The organism is Rickettsiella endosymbiont of Litargus connexus (genome assembly GCF_964277335.1).
In the GTDB taxonomy this organism is placed as follows: Bacteria; Pseudomonadota; Gammaproteobacteria; order Diplorickettsiales; family Diplorickettsiaceae; genus Aquirickettsiella; species Aquirickettsiella isopodorum.
The window spans coordinates 26,369-43,161 of sequence record NZ_OZ195516.1 but is presented as its reverse complement, the minus strand read 5'-3'; the positions used below and the strand labels follow the sequence as shown (position 1 = coordinate 43,161).

Sequence of the window (16,793 nt, the reverse complement as noted above, 5' to 3'; positions counted from 1 at the left end):
TTTATTAAACCTCTTTTCAAAACCCAAGCTTTGGAAATTATACTATGGTGGCGCAAAATCTAGAAGAAATCGTATCTTTATGCAAACGCAGAGGATTCATTTTCCCTAATGCTGAAATTTATGGGGGGCTACAAGGTATCTATGATTATGGCCCCTTAGGTGTCGAATTAAAAAATAACTTGAAAACTGCCTGGTGGAAATCCAATGTTTATGAACGTGATGATATCTATGGATTAGACTCTGCCATTTTAACCCATAGAAAAATTTTTTATTATTCAGGTCATGAAAGTACGTTTGCAGATTTACTTGTCGATTGCAAACAATGCAAAAAACGTTGGCGCTCGGATCATCTTATAGACGGTAAATGCGAAGCCTGTGGTTCAACCAATCTTACTGAGCCAAGAGCTTTTAATATGATGTTTAAAACCACCATGGGGCCTGTAGAAGACCTCGATGCTTTTGCCTATTTACGCCCTGAAACTGCTCAAGGAATATTTACTAATTTTAAAAATATTATGGACACTATGTCCCCTAAACTTCCTTTTGGTATAGCGCAAGTTGGTAAAGCATTTAGAAACGAAATAACACCACGTAATTTTATTTTTAGAGTCAGAGAGTTTGAACAACTTGAAATTGAATTTTTTGTTAAGCCTGGTGAAGATGAAAAATGGCATCAATATTGGGTTGAATCTCGCTTAGCATGGTGGAAAAATCAAGGATTAAATACCAAAAGATTAAAATTGTTAACGCAAAGCACGTCCGAACTGGCCCATTATGCAAAAGCAACAGTTGATATACTCTATAAATTTCCTCATGGCTTTGAAGAACTAGAAGGAATTTCTAATCGTACCGATTATGATTTAGGTTCGCATACACAAGGTCAAAATGAATTGACCATCCATGCCAAAGTATCTGTTAACAAGGAAAGCATTGCTAAACTATCGGTTCAGGATCCTCCTGGCTCGCATTTTATACCTTACGTAATTGAGCCCTCTGCAGGTTTAGATCGAGGTGTGCTCGCGATACTTACAGAAGCTTACGAAGAAGAAACTCTAAAAGATGATAAGAAACGTTTAGTATTGAAAATAAAACCCCATCTAGCACCTGTCAAAGTCGCTATTATCCCTTTGAAACGCAATGATAGTTTGTTGGTAGAAAAAGCAAAAACTCTGAAGAGTTCTATACAAGCTTTAGGATTAGGTCGAATTGCCTATGAAGATACTGGAAATATTGGAAAAAGCTATCGACGTCATGATGAAATAGGAACTCCGTTGTGTATTACAGTTGATTTTGACACGATAAATAAAAGTGAAAATTCTCAAAATCATGACACGATCACGGTACGTGATCGCGATACGATGCAACAAACACGTATCCACTTATCTCACTTAGAAGAATATATAAAAAATTACTTTTTATAGCATTTTATAATTTTCTTTTTCCAAAAATTGCTGTGCCTAGTCGAATATGCGTTGCACCTTCTGCAATAGCTGCTTCAAAATCCTCCGACATACCCATCGATAACATATCTAGTTGCAAACCTAATGCTTGTAATTTTATTAAGATTAAACGTAAAGCCTTAAAACTTTTACGCTGGCAAGAGAATTCTTTTTCAGGTTTTGGAATTGCCATTAAGCCACGTAAATTGATATGGGAAAGCTTATCAACTGATTTTGCTAAACAAACCAGACGTTCTAAATATACCCCTGCCTTGCTTTCTTCTTTCTGCAAATTAACTTGGATACAAACATTAAGTGGTGTTAAATTTGCTTCTTTTCGATACTTATTCAATTTTATAGCGAACTTTAATTCCCCAAGGCTATGCACCCAAGAAAAATTATTAGCAATAAATTTTGTTTTATTCGCTTGAATTCTACCTATAAAATGCCATTCGAGCCCTAGATTATGAAGATCTAGAATTTTTTCCGCCGCTTCCTGGACATAGCTTTCACCAAAGGCAAACTGCTCAGCAGCTATTGCTGACCTTATAGCCTCTAGATCCTGAGCCTTGCTAATAGCAATGAGCTGCACTGAACCGGGGCTTCGTCCAAAACGACATTCTGCATTTCGTATCTTTTCTCTAAGCTGAAAAAGTCGGTTAAAAATGTCATTTTTCATATTTTCTGGAAAACGCTTAATAAGTGATTTACTTACTTATGATAATTTAAAAGAGTATAATAATCTTATTATCAAACAATAAGTGAGGTCATTGTGTCTGCATCACCATCCCGTTTTTTAGCGACTTATCGAGAACATAGTCAGCAACGTGCTGAACACGGTATTCCGCCTCTTCCGCTTGATGCAACACAGGTTACAGCGTGTATTGAATTAATTCAAAATCCCGTTTTTTCACAGGAAGCAGCTTTTCTAGTCAAGTTATTAGCTGAGCATGTTGCACCTGGAGTCGATCCTGCCGCCTATGTTAAAGCCGCTTTCCTTGCTGCCTTAACAAAAGGTGAAGTTAATTCTCCTTTTATAACTCCAATGCTCGCCATAGAGCTATTAGGTAGTATGTTAGGTGGCTATAATGTTCCTATTCTAATTGAATTACTCGATCGACAACATGACATAGCTCAAATAGCGGCAAAACAGCTTTCACATACCTTATTAATGTTTGATGCCTATCATGATGTCATAGCTAAAGCTAAAAAAGGCAATCACTATGCCCATCAAGTTGTAGAAGCTTGGGGAAATGCGGAATGGTTCCTTGCTAAGCCAAAAGTGCCGAATAAGCTTACTTTATCTGTTTTTAAAGTTTCTGGAGAGATCAATACCGATGATCTTTCTCCCGCAACTGAAGCCTGGAGTCGCCCTGATATCCCTTTACACAGCTTAGTTATGTTTCGTAATCGTATGCCGGATGCTTTACAAGTCATTAAGCAGCTAAAAACTAAAGGTCATCCTATCGCATTTGTTGGAGATGTTGTGGGTACCGGTTCATCGCGAAAATCCGCTATCAACTCCTTATTATGGCATATCGGCCATGGGATCCCTTTTGTCCCTAATAAAAACCGGGGTGGAGTTATTTTAGGTGGAAAAATTGCCCCTATTTTCCGTACAACAGCTGAAGACTCTGGTGCGTTCCCTATCGAAGTGGATGTAAGTCAGCTTCGCATGGGAAATATTATCCACATCTATCCTTACGAGGGACGAATTGAGAATGAGCAAGGTCAAGAAATAGTTCATTTCACACCAAACTTCACACTCATGGACGCCGTACGTGCAGGTGGCAGAATACCTTTAATTATTGGTCGATCATTGACCGATAAAGTACGAGCTACATTGTCTTATCCCTTTTCCCAGGAATTTAACCGTCCCGAAATTATTCCTCAAAATGGAAAGGGATTTACCTTAGCCCAAAAAATAGTAGGTAAAGCCTGTGGATTGCCTGGTGTTAGTCCTGGAACATACTGCGAGCCAAAAATGGCAACCGTAGGTTCACAAGATACTACAGGACCCATGACCAGAGATGAACTAAAAGAGCTTGCATGTCTTGGATTTTCTGCAGACCTAGTCATGCAAAGTTTTTGCCACACCGCAGCTTATCCAAAACCTGTTGATATAGAAACACAACATAACTTGCCAGATTTTTTCTCTTCACGCGGCGGGGTTGTATTAAGGCCCGGCGATGGAATTATCCATTCTTGGCTTAATCGAATGCTACTACCCGATACGGTAGGTACCGGGGGCGATTCCCATACGCGTTTTCCTATCGGTATTAGTTTCCCTGGTGGCTCAGGTATCGTTGCTTTTGCAGCCGCTATGGGTGTGATGCCGTTAACCATGCCAGAGTCAATATTAGTTAGGTTTACTGGCAAAATACAACCTACCATCACATTACGTGATTTAGTCAACGCAATCCCCTATATCGCCTTACAACGCGGCTTACTCACTCTAGATAGCAAAAATAAAAAAAATATCTTTTCAGGCCGTGTGTTAGAAATTGAAGGCTTACCCAATCTTAAAATTGAACAAGCTTTTGAACTTGCTGATGCATCTGCGGAACGCTCTGCAAACGGTTGTACTGTTCGCTTAAATAAAGAACCGATCATTGAATATTTAAACTCTAATATTTCTCTTCTAAAGTGGATGATCAGTAATGGTTATCACGATATTCGTAGTTTACAGCGTCGAATTGAAGCAATGGAAACTTGGTTAGCAGAACCTACATTATTAGAGCCAGATGTTGATGCAAACTATGCAGAAATCATCGAAATTGATCTGAATCAGATCAAAGAACCTTTATTAGCTTGTCCTAATGATCCAGACAATATCAAGCCTTTATCTGCTGTAGCACAAACTAAGGTCGATGAAGTATTCATAGGTTCCTGCATGACTAATATTGGTCATTATCGTGCCGCTGGAAGTTTATTAAAGAATTTTAACAACCGATTACCCACTGTATTATGGATAGCACCTCCAACCAAAATGGATGCCCACCAATTAATGCAAGAAGGTTATTACTCAACCTATAGCATCGTAGGCGCGCGAACGGAAATGCCCGGATGTTCATTGTGTATGGGTAATCAAGCTCGTGTACGTGATGGTGCTACTGTCGTTTCTACCTCAACTCGAAACTTTCCTAATCGTATGGGAAAAGATGCTAATGTTTTTTTAGCTTCTGCTGAGTTATCTGCGATAATAGCAATTCTTGGTTATATCCCTAACTTAGATGAATATAGAGAAAAAATGAAATTTATTGACACTATGAGTGAAAACTTATATCGCTATTTGAATTTTGATCAAATGCTAGACTATCAAAATGTTTCCAAACAACTTGACCAGTTAATTGCCACTTAAGTCATTAACATTAAATAATCTTAATCTGGTCTTGGATTTTAAATTGAATACCATTTTTTTTATATTATATACTTAGGCACTTAAAAATTTTTTCTGGTATAAAGCGAATAATTAACATTATAATCCGCCAAACCCCAGGAATGTACACGCTCTCCCGACCCTTATCTAACGCCCGTATAATTTTTATCGCTGTTTTTTTTGGATTAGCTGCTAAATAAAGTGGATACTTTCCCCCGAAAACCATTTTGGTATCAATTAACCCTAACTTAATTGTTAATACTTGTATTTTAGAAGGGTAAAAATAATTACGTAACCCTTGTAAATAAATAGTCAACCCTGCTTTGCTAGCACCATAAACATAATTAGGTTTCCGCCCTCGATCTCCTGCTACAGAACTTAATCCAATAATAAAGCCTTTTTTTTGAATAGTTAGATATTTAACATAAAGCTCAAAAAAGGAAATAGGACCGGTAAAATTAGCAGCCATCACTTTTTGATAGTCTAATTTATCAATCAAACCTACCGCCATTAGGACACCATCAATTGAACCCATTTTATCAATAAGCGTTTCAAAAAAATTCGCATGCGAATGAAGTTGTGTAATGTCAAAAAAAGCATAATTAACATCAATACTATATCGGATTCTAAGATCGACAGCTATACGTTCTAGCTCCGGAATATCCCGACTTGCAAGGAAAAGTTTACATTGTCTTGAAGCAAAAATTTCGCTACATGCCCTTGCTATGGAAGAAGTAGCACCTAAAATTAAAATTGATTGCATAAAAATGCTTACACCTAATCAACCACCTGTAACTCTACTTTATACTAAACACAAAAATTAACTAGCGCTATTTACAACTAAGGATAAATTAACCGTTCGACATCAGGTATTCGCTTTTTTTAAAAACTCAGAAATTATAGTAGATTGATATTTTTCCTTATGAATCAAAATATAGAACTCTCTACTTAGGGTTAAAAATGGAGTTTTTAGTTCTATTAAGGTATTATTTTTTAAAGAATCTTCAACGACAAATCGAGAAAGACAGCTTATCCCTAAACCTGCTTGAGTTGCCTGTTTAAGCGCATCTGTATCATCTAATTCTAAAAAAGGTCGGATTTTTCCACCAAATTTTTCTTCTAATTTTTCACGGATACTAGAATTTTGTTTTCGGAGTAACCAACGTGCGTTCGCGATATCTGATAGTGTCAATTTCTTTTTTTTACTCAAAGGATATTTTGGAGCAGCAATGATGACTAATTCATCTTTTTTCCAAGGATAAGTATGAACTTTATCTGAAAAACAATTAGCCTCTATTAAAGCAACATCAACATTAAATGTGAGTAATCTAGATAATATGGCTTTAGTAGTTGCTATTTTTAGATTGATTTGAATATTTTTATGCGTATAAGTAAGTTCAGAAATAAGCTTTGGTAATAGATAATTACCGATGGTCTTACTCGCTCCTATGATTAATTGGCCAGATAAATTATCCTTTTTATTTTCCATCATCATATCTTTAAGCTCTGAAATTTGTGATATGACGCTGCTGGCTTTAGGTAACAAAACTCTCCCTCGTTCATTCAAAAATAATTGTTTGCCATGTCTATCAAATATAGATCCTTCTAATTGTTCTTCTAATGTAGCAAGAGCCATACTACATGCTGACTGAGAGAGATACATTTTCTTTGCAGCGTGACTTACGTTTCCTGTCTTAGCAATTGCGACAAAAACTTCGAGTTGTTTTAGAGTGATACGCATAGCAATTTTAAATTATCATTACTTAAATACCATATTTTTTAATTTAATTTTACATAATAATAAATTAGTTAAAATATAAAACTATAATACCGGATAAGTAACTCTATGACTATTATCATTATGAAAAATATCTACCTCATGCAATGTAATCGCATGTTTAGTATATAAATCATTTTTTGTAATTATTAATACAAACAATTTTCTCATTGCATCATAAGCTACCTAAGTAAAAAACCTATGCTTTATTATCTAAATTTTCAATAGAATTTGATTTGATATAAAAAATAAATTGATACTTAGATTCAAAAAAAATAAGAAAAATATAATGAGTTATTAAATGTTATTTTTTTTGTAATGTAAAATAATTTTTTTATAACTCGCTTGGGTTATGTGAAAAAAATGTCAAAATAAAATTGAATACACTGCATAACATCTTAAAATAACCAAATAATATTTTAATTAAGCTATGCTATACTTAGCACGATAGAGTTGAGGGATATCTGTAATGTTTAAATTACTTAAATTTTCGGTTGCCAGCATCTGCTTACTAATCTGCAATAGTGTCCTTGCTGATATCTCCATACCTATGTATCTTATCTCTCAACAAGGCTTGGGGCAATCTATAGGCACTGTAATTGCCTCAGAAAAACCTTATGGTGTTTTATTGACACCCAATCTACATAATCTTCCACCCGGTTTACATGGTTTTCATATCCATCAAAACCCCTCTTGTCTAGATAACGGCATGGCGGCAGGCGATCACTTTGATCCTTTTCATTCTAGCAAGCATTTAGGTCCTTATGGAAAAGGTCATTTAGGCGATCTCCCTGTTTTAGACGTTGATAATAATGGCAACGCGACATTACCAATTCTAGCTCCTCGATTACGTTTAAATGAACTTAAAAACCATTCTTTAATAATTCATGCCGATAGTGACAATTATTCGGATGTTCCTACTAAATTAGGAGGAGGCGGTGCACGTATAGCCTGTGGCATTATAAAATAGGACACTAATAAATAACCACTTTTTATTCTAAACAGAATTTTCTTCTAACTTGATACACAATAATTTATATTAATCATTCCATGACTTCAGATCTTTACTTTCTATCCGCAAGAAAATTAGCCACGCTAATTAAAGAAAAAAAAATTTCCTGTGTTGAGCTTATCCAAACGCATTTAGATCGCATCCAACAAGTTAATCCTAAGCTTAACGCACTTGTTCAACTAGCAGAGCCAGAAATTGTATTAGAAAAAGCTTGCATAGCGGATGAAAAATTAGCTAAAAATCAAATTCTCGGTCCTTTACATGGTTTACCTATTACTATCAAAGATTGTTGTAAAGTCAGCGATTTTATTATTAGCAAAGGAAGTAATGGTTACAATTTTCTCCCTAAAGAAGATGCCACTGCTGTCGCTAGATTAAAAGCTGCTGGCGGAATTATTTTAGGTATAAGTAATGTTCCTGAATTCAATATTGCCTATGAAACAGATAATGATCGCTACGGCAAAACTTTAAATCCTTATGATTTAAATCGCACTTCCGGGGGAAGTAGTGGCGGAGAAGCCGCTATTATCGCCGCGGGTGGCTCAGTACTAGGTTTGGGTTCGGATGGAGCAGGAAGTATACGTCAACCTGCTCATAATACAGGCATTGTAGGTTTAAAACCCACTCGCGGGTTAATCCCTAATTCAGGTAATGTTCCCTCAGATGGTAGGGGTTTATTACGGCCATTAACTACTTATGGTCCTATGGCGCGGTTTGTGGATGATATCGTATTATCTCTACCCTTACTAACGGGTCCAGATAATGCTGATCCAGATGTCGTACCTATTTCAATCCGCACCCCTTTCATCAACTGTAAAAATTTACGAATTGTTTTTTATTCAGATAATGGCATTGCTTCACCTGATAAAGCAACCCTACAAACGATTAATCAAGTAGTGCATGTTTTACAAGGTGAGGTACGACAAATTGAGTATCAATGCCCACCATACTTAAAAGAACTTTATACTCTTATTACAGAGACATTTATTTTGGGTGGAGATAAGGGTTTAGGATTTAAAAATTTACTTAACCATTTGGGTATTAATAAACCTTCTTATCTGGTGAAAGAATTTTTAGCGATTGCGCGTCAATGTGAGTTTTCTATTACTGAATTACATCAACGTTTACGTCGCATTGATCAATTACGTATTTCCTTAGAAAAATTCTTTTTTCCATATGATGTCATTATATGTCCCGTAGCAGCAACTCCTGCAAAATTACATGGTCATTCATTTATCGAAGGTCATGATTTTAGTTATCTTAATATTTACAATTTAACAGGCTGGCCAGTCTTAACCGTACGGTGTGGTTATTCCGCGGAAGGTTTACCCATCGGGATTCAGATCGTTGCTAAGCCATGGCATGACGACGTAACGCTCATGATTGGGCAAAAATTAGAAACCTTACTAGGCGGATGGCAGAAACCCATTTTATTCCCCTAAAATCTACAAAGAGCATAGCCTTGAACCCTGCTATACTTTAAAAACATACTTAAGGGGGTTAAATGATTTGGGTTATTAGCTTAAATAGTAGTTTAGGTCATATTTATTCTTATGAGCCCAAAGATCACAGATTGATTTTATTAAAGAGTCTAGAAAACCCTAATGCTAAACTAAAAGAAAGCGATTTAGTTTCTGATAGACCTGGTCATTATCAAACGATGCATTCTGCAAAAGGAGCCTATGAAGCACCCAGCAGCCCACATGAAGTAGAACTCGATCATTTTACTAAAATCTTGGCTAATTTTTTAAAAAAAGGACTAGACAATCATCAATACAAACAACTTATATTATGTTCTGCACCTCATGTCGGTGGCGTTTTACTTAGCAATCTTGATAAACAAGTAACACAAGCATTATTAATTAATATCAAAAAAAACTTTGTTGAAGAAAATGAGTCTGTTCTTATCAATTATCTAAAAGAAAATTGGTGGGATATCGTTCGCTCCAATAAAATTTAATCGCTAAGCTGAAAAAAACTCCTATAGGAAAGTTGAGCTTCTATCTAGGAAGAGTAAACTTTGAAAATTATGATTAAGTTTCTTTTTTTCGCGGACGTTTCCAATTTGAAAGGGTTTTTACGTCAGCCCTGTTTAAAGTTAACTTTCCAGCGGGAACATCCTTATTTAAGGTAGAGCCAGCGCCTATTGTTGCTCCTTTCTGTATTCGTATGGGTGCTATTAAGGCCGTATTAGAACCAACAAACACATCATCTTCTATTTGGGTTTGATTTTTGACTGCTCCATCATAATTACACGTAATGGTACCCGCACCAATATTGACATTTTTGCCAATATTTGCATCCCCGATGTAACTTAAATGATTAATTTTAGTTTCTTGTTCTATCTGACTTTTTTTAACTTCAACAAAATTTCCTATATGAACATTATTTTTGAGAACCGACCCAGGACGAATACGTGCAAAAGGACCAATAATACAATTATCTCCAATGATTGCATCTTCAATTAATGAATAAGGTTTAATTTCAACATTTTTCCCAATTTTGACATCTTTTAAGATGGAGTGTGAGCCTACAGAGCTACTAGCACCTATCGAATTTTCTCCTTCCAAAATAACATTTACGTCGATAATCACGTCTTTTTCAACGGTTAATTGTCCGCGCAAATCAAATCTCTGTGGATCGCGTAATGTAACTCCTGCTAACATAAGTTTTTCAGCTGCCTGTTGCTGAAAATAACGTTCAAGCTTTGCTAATTGTACACGATCATTAACTCCTTGCATTTCTCCATCAATATCTGAAGATACTGTTACTATTTCTATCTTTTCCTCTACAGCCATTGTAATAATATCCGTTAAGTAATATTCACCTTGCGCATTCATTTTTTTTATTTTAGGAAGCCAACGTTTTAGCAGTTTTACAGATATATAAAAAATACCACTATTTACTTCTTGTATTTTTTTTTGCTCTGAACTAGCATCTTTTTCTTCAACAATTTGAACAACCTTTCCTTCTTGATCCCGTAAAATACGCCCTAAACCAAAAGGTTGTTGTGTCGTTAATGTAATTAAACCAATTTGATGGGTTTCAGTGGTATAAATTAATTTTTGTAAAGTAGCTAAACTCACTAATGGGGTATCGCCTAGTAAAATAAGCGTACGACTCTCATCTTGTTTAATCTCTGGAATAGCTTGAGCGACTGCATGTCCAGTACCTAACAATTCCGTTTGTTTTACCCAATTAACTGATAAATGCCCTAAACACTGGGGTACTTGACCGCCACCATTTCCATAAACCACATAAACAGCATGAGGTTGCAAACCTTTAATTGTTTCAACAATATATTGTAATAAAGGTTTACCCGCTAATTTATGCAATACTTTAGGTAAATTAGAATGCATACGCTTTCCATGGCCAGCAGCTAAAATGATGACATCAAGTAATTTCATATTTTTAAACTAGCCTATTTCAAAACATAATTTTGCATTAGATTAATTAACTCAATCTTTTGCATTTTATCTCACTTTTATTTAAAGAAGTTTTCTCGTATTTATGTAGTTCTTGCTAGACTTAAGAGAACTATATTTTACCGGGGTTTCTTCTTTAATTTCGATATGGCTTGTAATTGGGCAACTGCTTGAGCTAATTCTGCTGTTGCTTTTGCGTAATCGATATCAGCTTGTTTGTCATTTAATATCCGCTCTGCCCGTTCTTTAGCTTCTAATGCAGCCAATTCATCTAAATCGGCAGCTCGTATAGCCGTATCGGCTAAAATACTCACGAGTTGTGGCTGCACTTCTAAAATACCGCCAGAAATGTAAAGTATTTCATCTTCCCCATCTGGTTTTATAATACGGACTGGTCCTGGTTTTAATGCTGTTAATAATTGTGTATGACCAGGATAAATACCGAGTTCGCCTAATAAACCTATCGCCACTAAATGAGTAGCTTCACCTGAAAAAATCGCATCTTCTGCGCTCACAATCTCAATCGGCATGGTTTTAGTCATGATATTTCTCTAAGCTTACAAAGCTTTTGCTTTAACATCTACTTCATCTATACTTCCAACCATATAAAACGCTTGCTCAGGCAGATCATCAAACTCGCCATTCAAAATAGCTTTAAAGCCACGAATTGTTTCTTTAAGGCTGACATATTTACCAGGAGAACCCGTAAATATTTCAGCAACAAAGAAAGGCTGAGATAAAAACCGTTGTATCTTTCTGGCACGCATAACAATCAATTTATCTTGCTCTGATAATTCATCCATACCTAAAATAGCAATAATATCTTTCAATTCTTTATAACGCTGTAAAGTTTTTTGTACCGCTCGTGCAACGTCATAATGTTCTTGGCCAACAATCAACGGATCAAGCTGACGGCTATTAGAATCTAACGGATCTATCGCCGGATAAATACCAAGCTCAGCAATTTGTCGGGACAATACAACGGTTGCATCGAGATGTGCAAAAGTAGTTGCTGGTGAAGGATCAGTCAGATCATCTGCTGGAACGTAAACCGCTTGGATAGAAGTAATAGAACCCGTTTTAGTTGAAGTAATACGTTCTTGTAAGGCACCCATTTCTGCAGCCAGAGTAGGTTGATATCCCACAGCAGAAGGCATACGCCCTAGTAATGCAGATACTTCAACACCTGCTAATGTATAACGGTAGATATTATCGATAAATAATAATACGTCTCGACCTTCATCCCTAAAATATTCAGCTACTGTCAAACCTGTTAAAGCAACTCGCAAACGGTTACCGGGTGGTTCATTCATTTGTCCATAGACTAATGAGACTTTATCTAAAACATTAGATTCTTTCATCTCATGATAAAAATCATTACCCTCCCGTGTTCGCTCACCCACTCCTGCAAATACCGAGTAACCACTGTGCTCAATCGCGATATTACGTATTAGTTCCATCATATTAACGGTTTTACCTACTCCAGCACCGCCGAATAAACCTACTTTTCCACCTTTAGCAAAAGGACAAAGTAAATCAATCACTTTAATTCCTGTTTCTAATAATTGTTCATTAGCCGCTTGTTCTGAAAAAGTAGGTGGTTTGCGATGAATGGGTAAACGGATTTTCTCATTAATAGGGCCTGCTTCATCGATAGGCCTACCTAATACATCCATGATTCTACCTAATGTCTGTTTTCCGACAGGAACACTAATAGGCGCTCGGGTATTAGTTACTTTTGTCCCTCGCTGCAAACCATCACTCGTACCCATTGCGATAGTACGTACAATACCATCACCTAACTGTTGTTGGACCTCTAGCACTAAATCATGGTCATAAACCGTTAAGGCATCATAAACTTTCGGAACTTCTCCTCTTGGGAATTCAACGTCGATAACGGCGCCGATAATTTCGACTATATGTCCGATGGGGTTAATTGGCTTTATCATAACGTTACTCTTCATTATTTATTCATATATGGTTAAATTTAAACAGCTTCCGCACCGGCAACTATTTCTGCTAGTTCTTTGGTAATGGCTGCCTGGCGTGCTTTATTATAGGCTAATTGTAAATCGCTTATTAATTCACCCGCATTATCCGTTGCATTTTTCATAGCTACCATCCGAGCCGCTTGTTCACAAGCGGTATTTTCTACAACACTCTGATAAACTTGTGATTCTATATAACGTGTAAGGACCAATTCTAACAATGGCTTTGCATCAGGTTCATAGAGATAATCCCACCGATAATTAAGATCTGATTTTTCAGAAGGCAAAACGGGTAATAACTCAAGAGCTTGCGCTTTTTGAGTCATCGTATTAATAAATTCATTATAGAAAATAGTTACACTATCTAGCTCGCCTCGCTTATAAGCATCTAATAAAACTTTAATAACCCCAATTAAATCTTGTAGTTGCGGTGCATCTCCCAAATGATTGGCATGTGCGACCACATGACCACCTATACGCTTAAAAAAAGCCTCACCTTTTCCACCTATAATCGCCAAATCTACAGCAATCCCTTTAGATTGGCACACTCGAAATTTCTGCAAAACCAACTTTAGTAAATTAGTATTCAGTCCGCCACATAATCCTTTATCCGTAGTGATGACAAGAAAACCTGCTCGTTTTAACTCTCTTACTTGTAAATAAGGGTGTTGATATTCCGCATGACTACTTGCGACATGATAGATTAGATCTAGCATCTTGTGCGCATAAGGTCGCGAAAAAGTCATACGTTCTTGAGCTTTTCGCATTTTACTAGCCGCTACCATTTCCATGGCTCGCGTTATTTTCTGAGTGCCTTTAATACTAGCAATTTTACCGCGTATCTCTTGCGCAAAACTCATTCGCTATCACCAAGTTTGTGTCGTTTTAAAAGCAGTAATCGCTGTCTTTAACTCATCAGCTATCACTTCGTTATAATCATCTTTTTGGTTAATCTGTTTCAAACAATTCGTTTGTTCTGAATGCATATAAGCTAATAATCCTTCTGAAAATGTAACTATTTTAGTCAGTTCTATATCATCTAAATAACCTTTATCAACAGCAAACAATAGCACAGCCATCTCAGCAACACTTAAAGGTGCATATTGTTTTTGTTTTAAAATTTCAGTAACTCGTTGCCCCCGCTCAAGCTGCTTACGTGTCGCTTCATCTAAATCGGACATAAACTGAGAGAAAGCAGCAAGTTCACGATATTGAGCCAAACTTAATCGAACACCACCACCTAATTTTTTTATAATTTTAGTTTGAGCCGCAGAACCCACTCGCGAAACAGATAAACCAGCATTAATTGCAGGACGTATACCGGCATTAAATAAATCGGTTTCTAAAAAGATTTGACCGTCCGTAATGGAGATAACGTTCGTCGGAACAAAAGCAGAGACATCTCCAGCTTGAGTTTCAATAATCGGTAATGCCGTCAACGAACCTGTTTTTCCTTTAATACGCCCATTCGTAGCCTTTTCAACAAACTCCTGATTAACTCTTGCGGCACGTTCGAGTAAACGCGAATGTAAATAAAATATATCACCTGGATAAGCTTCTCGACCAGGTGGGCGCCTCAATAACAAGGATATTTGCCGATAAGCCCAAGCTTGTTTCGTTAAATCATCATAAATAATCAGTGCGTCTTCACCTTGATCGCGAAAATATTCTCCCATCGCACATCCGGCATAAGGTGCAATAAACTGTAATGCAGCAGAATCAGCAGCACTCGCCGATACAATAACGGTATGCTTTAAAGCATCTTGCTCTTCTAACTTTCGCACTACAGCGGCAATAGATGACGCTTTTTGACCTATTGCAACATAAATACATTTTACGCCCGTATTTTTTTGGTTAATAATCGCATCGACAGCCAGTGCTGTTTTTCCAGTTTGTCTATCTCCAATTATTAATTCGCGCTGACCACGCCCTATTGGCACCATACTGTCGATAGCTAGTATGCCCGTTTGCAACGGCTGTGAAACACTTTGACGCCAAATAACACCTGGAGCAACTTGTTCAATAGGAGCATTTTTTTCAACCTCAATTGAGCCACGACCATCTATGGGATGCCCTAAAGCATTAACAACTCGCCCTAATAAAGCTTCGCCTACCGGAACCTCAAGAATACGTCCAGTACACTTAACCGTTTGACCTTCACTTAGTCCTTCATAGTCACCCAAAACAACCGCACCGACTGAATCGCGTTCTAGATTTAAAGCAAGTCCATAACATTGGGGTGAAAACTCTATCATTTCTCCCAACATAACATCATTTAAACCATAGATACGCACAATTCCATCACGAAGACTGACAATACTTCCCTCTGTACGCGTTTCTGCAGAAACATCAAATTTCTGGATACGCTCTTTGATTAATTCGTTAATTTCAGATGTGGTTAATTGTTGCATAGCCTATACTGCCTCTTAATTCACTAATGTCGCACGTAAACGTTCTAATTTGCCACGTACAGAACCATCGATGACTAAATCCCCGACGCGAACGACCAATCCACCTAATAAATTCTTATCCGTGTGGTGGTCTAATTTTATATGACTTTGTAAACGTTCCGATAATACTTTTTCTAAAGTTTGTTCTTCCATTTTAGTTAAAGGCACAGCGGAAATAGCATAAGCTGTCACTTCCTTAGCTAGCTCAGCTTTATATCGTCCAAATAAATCTTCAACTTCTGGAAGTACTAATAATCGTTGGTTAACTGCCATTAGTTTTAGAAAATTCTTTCCAAAAGGAAAAATTACTGTTTTGCAAAATTCCAACAAACATTCATACGCTACTATTTTATCGATACATGGATTTTTTAATAGATTTTGCATCGATTTTTCGTTAATAACCCTTACTGACTGCTTAAGTAAAGCAGACCAAGCATCCACGTTATTTTTATCCATAGCACAAGCAAATGCCGCTCGTGCATAGGGTCTAGCAATGGATGTGAAATCAGCCATCAAATTTCTTCCAAAGATTGTTTAACGAGTGCATGTTGAGCCACACTATCGAGAGATTGCGCCAAAATTTTCTCAGTGGTTATAATTACTAAATTAGCTACTTCTGCACGTAGTTTCTGTTGTGCAGCCTGCCATTCTTGTTGAATATCCGCTCTGGCTATTGTCAATAAACGTTCATTCTCTATTCTTATTTGCTTCTTCGACTCTTCAGACATTTGATTAGCGCGTTTATTCGCTTGCTCAATGATCTCAGTCGCTTGTTGTTTTGCTTCCTGCAAATACTCATCTGCTTTTAATTGTGCTAATTCTAAAGCTTGTTGACCGCGCTCTGCGGCAGCTAAACCATCTGCAATACGTTGTTCTCGCTCTTGCATTACTTTCAGTATAGGTGGCCATACGAATTTCATGGTAAACCACACAAAAACAGAAAACGTAATTAACTGGCCTAATAAGGTTATATTAATTTCCACGATGTTTTCTCAAATTTATTATCAATTAACCCGTTACTGGTTTAGAAACTAGTTTTAAAACTTCGCTTAAAAAAGGATTTTTAGCAAAAATTAAATATAGTCCCATCACGATAGAAATAGCAGCAAACGCATCAACTAATCCAGCCATTAAAAACATTCGCAACATCAGCATGGGTGTTAACTCAGGCTGGCGCGCTACCCCTTCTAAAAACTTTCCACCTAAAATACCGAAACCAATTGCGGTACCTAATGCAGCTAACCCTACTAATAAAGCCGCTGCAATGGCCGTTAAACCTTGTACATTAGCAACTACTTGCGCAACTTCTACCATTTTTATATC

Annotated in this window: 16 protein-coding genes; 5 read left to right on the top strand and 11 right to left on the bottom strand. The window is 36.8% G+C overall.

All coding sequences use genetic code 11. The features are described from left to right. Window positions 1–44: 44 nt before the first annotated feature. Entirely contained in the window at window positions 45–1,421 is a 1,377-nt protein-coding gene (locus tag ACICP9_RS00205) for a glycine--tRNA ligase (protein ID WP_395497873.1), read from the top strand. Between the two features lie 4 nt (window positions 1,422–1,425). Here ACICP9_RS00205 and ACICP9_RS00200 read toward each other — a convergent pair whose 3' ends face one another. Beyond that, window positions 1,426–2,118, bottom strand: coding sequence for a YggS family pyridoxal phosphate-dependent enzyme (locus tag ACICP9_RS00200; protein WP_395497871.1), 693 nt, complete (start codon window positions 2,116–2,118; stop codon window positions 1,426–1,428). A 93-nt stretch (window positions 2,119–2,211) separates the two neighbouring features. Here ACICP9_RS00200 and acnB point away from each other — a divergent pair, with 93 nt between their 5' ends. Then, window positions 2,212–4,800 carry a bifunctional aconitate hydratase 2/2-methylisocitrate dehydratase gene (gene acnB, locus ACICP9_RS00195; protein WP_395497869.1) on the top strand — a complete coding sequence of 863 codons (2,589 nt, stop codon included), beginning with the start codon at window positions 2,212–2,214 and terminating at the stop codon, window positions 4,798–4,800. 64 nt (window positions 4,801–4,864) lie between these two features. Here the strand turns inward: acnB and ACICP9_RS00190 are convergent, their stop codons facing one another. After that, window positions 4,865–5,581, bottom strand: coding sequence for an SDR family NAD(P)-dependent oxidoreductase (locus ACICP9_RS00190; RefSeq protein ID WP_395497867.1), 717 nt, complete (start codon window positions 5,579–5,581; stop codon window positions 4,865–4,867). Between the two features lie 102 nt (window positions 5,582–5,683). After that, complete coding sequence (locus ACICP9_RS00185; RefSeq protein ID WP_395497865.1) at window positions 5,684–6,559, bottom strand: LysR substrate-binding domain-containing protein; 876 nt, start codon at window positions 6,557–6,559, stop codon at window positions 5,684–5,686. Window positions 6,560–7,064: 505 nt separating this feature from the next. Here ACICP9_RS00185 and sodC point away from each other — a divergent pair. From sodC to ACICP9_RS00170, 3 genes are all read left to right on the top strand, one after another. Then, a complete protein-coding gene (sodC, locus tag ACICP9_RS00180; RefSeq protein WP_395497863.1) occupies window positions 7,065–7,565 on the top strand; it encodes a superoxide dismutase [Cu-Zn] SodC in 501 nt (166 codons plus the stop codon). 80 nt (window positions 7,566–7,645) lie between these two features. After that, a complete protein-coding gene (locus ACICP9_RS00175; RefSeq protein WP_395497861.1) occupies window positions 7,646–9,049 on the top strand; it encodes an amidase in 1,404 nt (467 codons plus the stop codon). A gap of 62 nt (window positions 9,050–9,111) precedes the next feature. Then, window positions 9,112–9,567, top strand: coding sequence for a host attachment protein (locus ACICP9_RS00170; RefSeq protein ID WP_395497859.1), 456 nt, complete (start codon window positions 9,112–9,114; stop codon window positions 9,565–9,567). A gap of 73 nt (window positions 9,568–9,640) precedes the next feature. On the opposite strand, the gene glmU is transcribed toward ACICP9_RS00170, so the two are convergent. The 8 genes from glmU to atpE all read right to left on the bottom strand — a co-directional run bounded on the left by glmU (window position 9,641) and on the right by atpE (window position 16,784). Next, window positions 9,641–11,014 (bottom strand): bifunctional UDP-N-acetylglucosamine diphosphorylase/glucosamine-1-phosphate N-acetyltransferase GlmU, encoded by a 1,374-nt coding sequence (glmU, locus tag ACICP9_RS00165; RefSeq protein WP_395497857.1) that lies wholly within the window; start codon window positions 11,012–11,014, stop codon window positions 9,641–9,643. A gap of 137 nt (window positions 11,015–11,151) precedes the next feature. Beyond that, a complete protein-coding gene (locus tag ACICP9_RS00160) occupies window positions 11,152–11,574 on the bottom strand; it encodes a F0F1 ATP synthase subunit epsilon (protein WP_395497856.1) in 423 nt (140 codons plus the stop codon). A gap of 15 nt (window positions 11,575–11,589) precedes the next feature. Beyond that, on the bottom strand, window positions 11,590–12,996 hold the full coding sequence (gene atpD / locus ACICP9_RS00155) for a F0F1 ATP synthase subunit beta (RefSeq protein ID WP_395497855.1): 1,407 nt from the start codon (window positions 12,994–12,996) through the stop codon (window positions 11,590–11,592). Between the two features lie 23 nt (window positions 12,997–13,019). Then, entirely contained in the window at window positions 13,020–13,880 is an 861-nt protein-coding gene (atpG, locus tag ACICP9_RS00150; RefSeq protein WP_071662953.1) for a F0F1 ATP synthase subunit gamma, read from the bottom strand. A 6-nt stretch (window positions 13,881–13,886) separates the two neighbouring features. Continuing rightward, complete coding sequence (gene atpA / locus ACICP9_RS00145; protein ID WP_395497854.1) at window positions 13,887–15,431, bottom strand: F0F1 ATP synthase subunit alpha; 1,545 nt, start codon at window positions 15,429–15,431, stop codon at window positions 13,887–13,889. A 15-nt stretch (window positions 15,432–15,446) separates the two neighbouring features. Next, a complete protein-coding gene (locus tag ACICP9_RS00140) occupies window positions 15,447–15,983 on the bottom strand; it encodes a F0F1 ATP synthase subunit delta (protein ID WP_071662951.1) in 537 nt (178 codons plus the stop codon). After that, window positions 15,983–16,453 (bottom strand): F0F1 ATP synthase subunit B, encoded by a 471-nt coding sequence (locus tag ACICP9_RS00135; protein WP_071662950.1) that lies wholly within the window; start codon window positions 16,451–16,453, stop codon window positions 15,983–15,985. The genes ACICP9_RS00140 and ACICP9_RS00135 overlap by 1 nt, the downstream gene beginning before the upstream one ends. Before the next feature lie 25 nt (window positions 16,454–16,478). After that, a complete protein-coding gene (atpE, locus tag ACICP9_RS00130) occupies window positions 16,479–16,784 on the bottom strand; it encodes a F0F1 ATP synthase subunit C (RefSeq protein ID WP_339050528.1) in 306 nt (101 codons plus the stop codon). Between the last annotated feature and the right edge of the window lie 9 nt (window positions 16,785–16,793).

What these genes read in the sequence shown, in the direction of transcription:
- atpA (WP_395497854.1), bottom strand. Translation starts at nt 15,431, where the DNA reads ATGCAACAATTAACCACATCTGAAATTAACGAATTAATCAAAGAGCGT.
- ACICP9_RS00170 (WP_395497859.1), top strand. Translation starts at nt 9,112, where the DNA reads ATGATTTGGGTTATTAGCTTAAATAGTAGTTTAGGTCATATTTATTCT.
- ACICP9_RS00140 (WP_071662951.1), bottom strand. Translation starts at nt 15,983, where the DNA reads ATGGCTGATTTCACATCCATTGCTAGACCCTATGCACGAGCGGCATTT.
- ACICP9_RS00205 (WP_395497873.1), top strand. Translation starts at nt 45, where the DNA reads ATGGTGGCGCAAAATCTAGAAGAAATCGTATCTTTATGCAAACGCAGA.
- ACICP9_RS00175 (WP_395497861.1), top strand. Translation starts at nt 7,646, where the DNA reads ATGACTTCAGATCTTTACTTTCTATCCGCAAGAAAATTAGCCACGCTA.
- sodC (WP_395497863.1), top strand. Translation starts at nt 7,065, where the DNA reads ATGTTTAAATTACTTAAATTTTCGGTTGCCAGCATCTGCTTACTAATC.
- glmU (WP_395497857.1), bottom strand. Translation starts at nt 11,014, where the DNA reads ATGAAATTACTTGATGTCATCATTTTAGCTGCTGGCCATGGAAAGCGT.
- ACICP9_RS00160 (WP_395497856.1), bottom strand. Translation starts at nt 11,574, where the DNA reads ATGACTAAAACCATGCCGATTGAGATTGTGAGCGCAGAAGATGCGATT.
- atpD (WP_395497855.1), bottom strand. Translation starts at nt 12,996, where the DNA reads ATGAAGAGTAACGTTATGATAAAGCCAATTAACCCCATCGGACATATA.
- ACICP9_RS00200 (WP_395497871.1), bottom strand. Translation starts at nt 2,118, where the DNA reads ATGAAAAATGACATTTTTAACCGACTTTTTCAGCTTAGAGAAAAGATA.
- atpG (WP_071662953.1), bottom strand. Translation starts at nt 13,880, where the DNA reads ATGAGTTTTGCGCAAGAGATACGCGGTAAAATTGCTAGTATTAAAGGC.
- ACICP9_RS00190 (WP_395497867.1), bottom strand. Translation starts at nt 5,581, where the DNA reads ATGCAATCAATTTTAATTTTAGGTGCTACTTCTTCCATAGCAAGGGCA.
- atpE (WP_339050528.1), bottom strand. Translation starts at nt 16,784, where the DNA reads ATGGTAGAAGTTGCGCAAGTAGTTGCTAATGTACAAGGTTTAACGGCC.
- ACICP9_RS00185 (WP_395497865.1), bottom strand. Translation starts at nt 6,559, where the DNA reads ATGCGTATCACTCTAAAACAACTCGAAGTTTTTGTCGCAATTGCTAAG.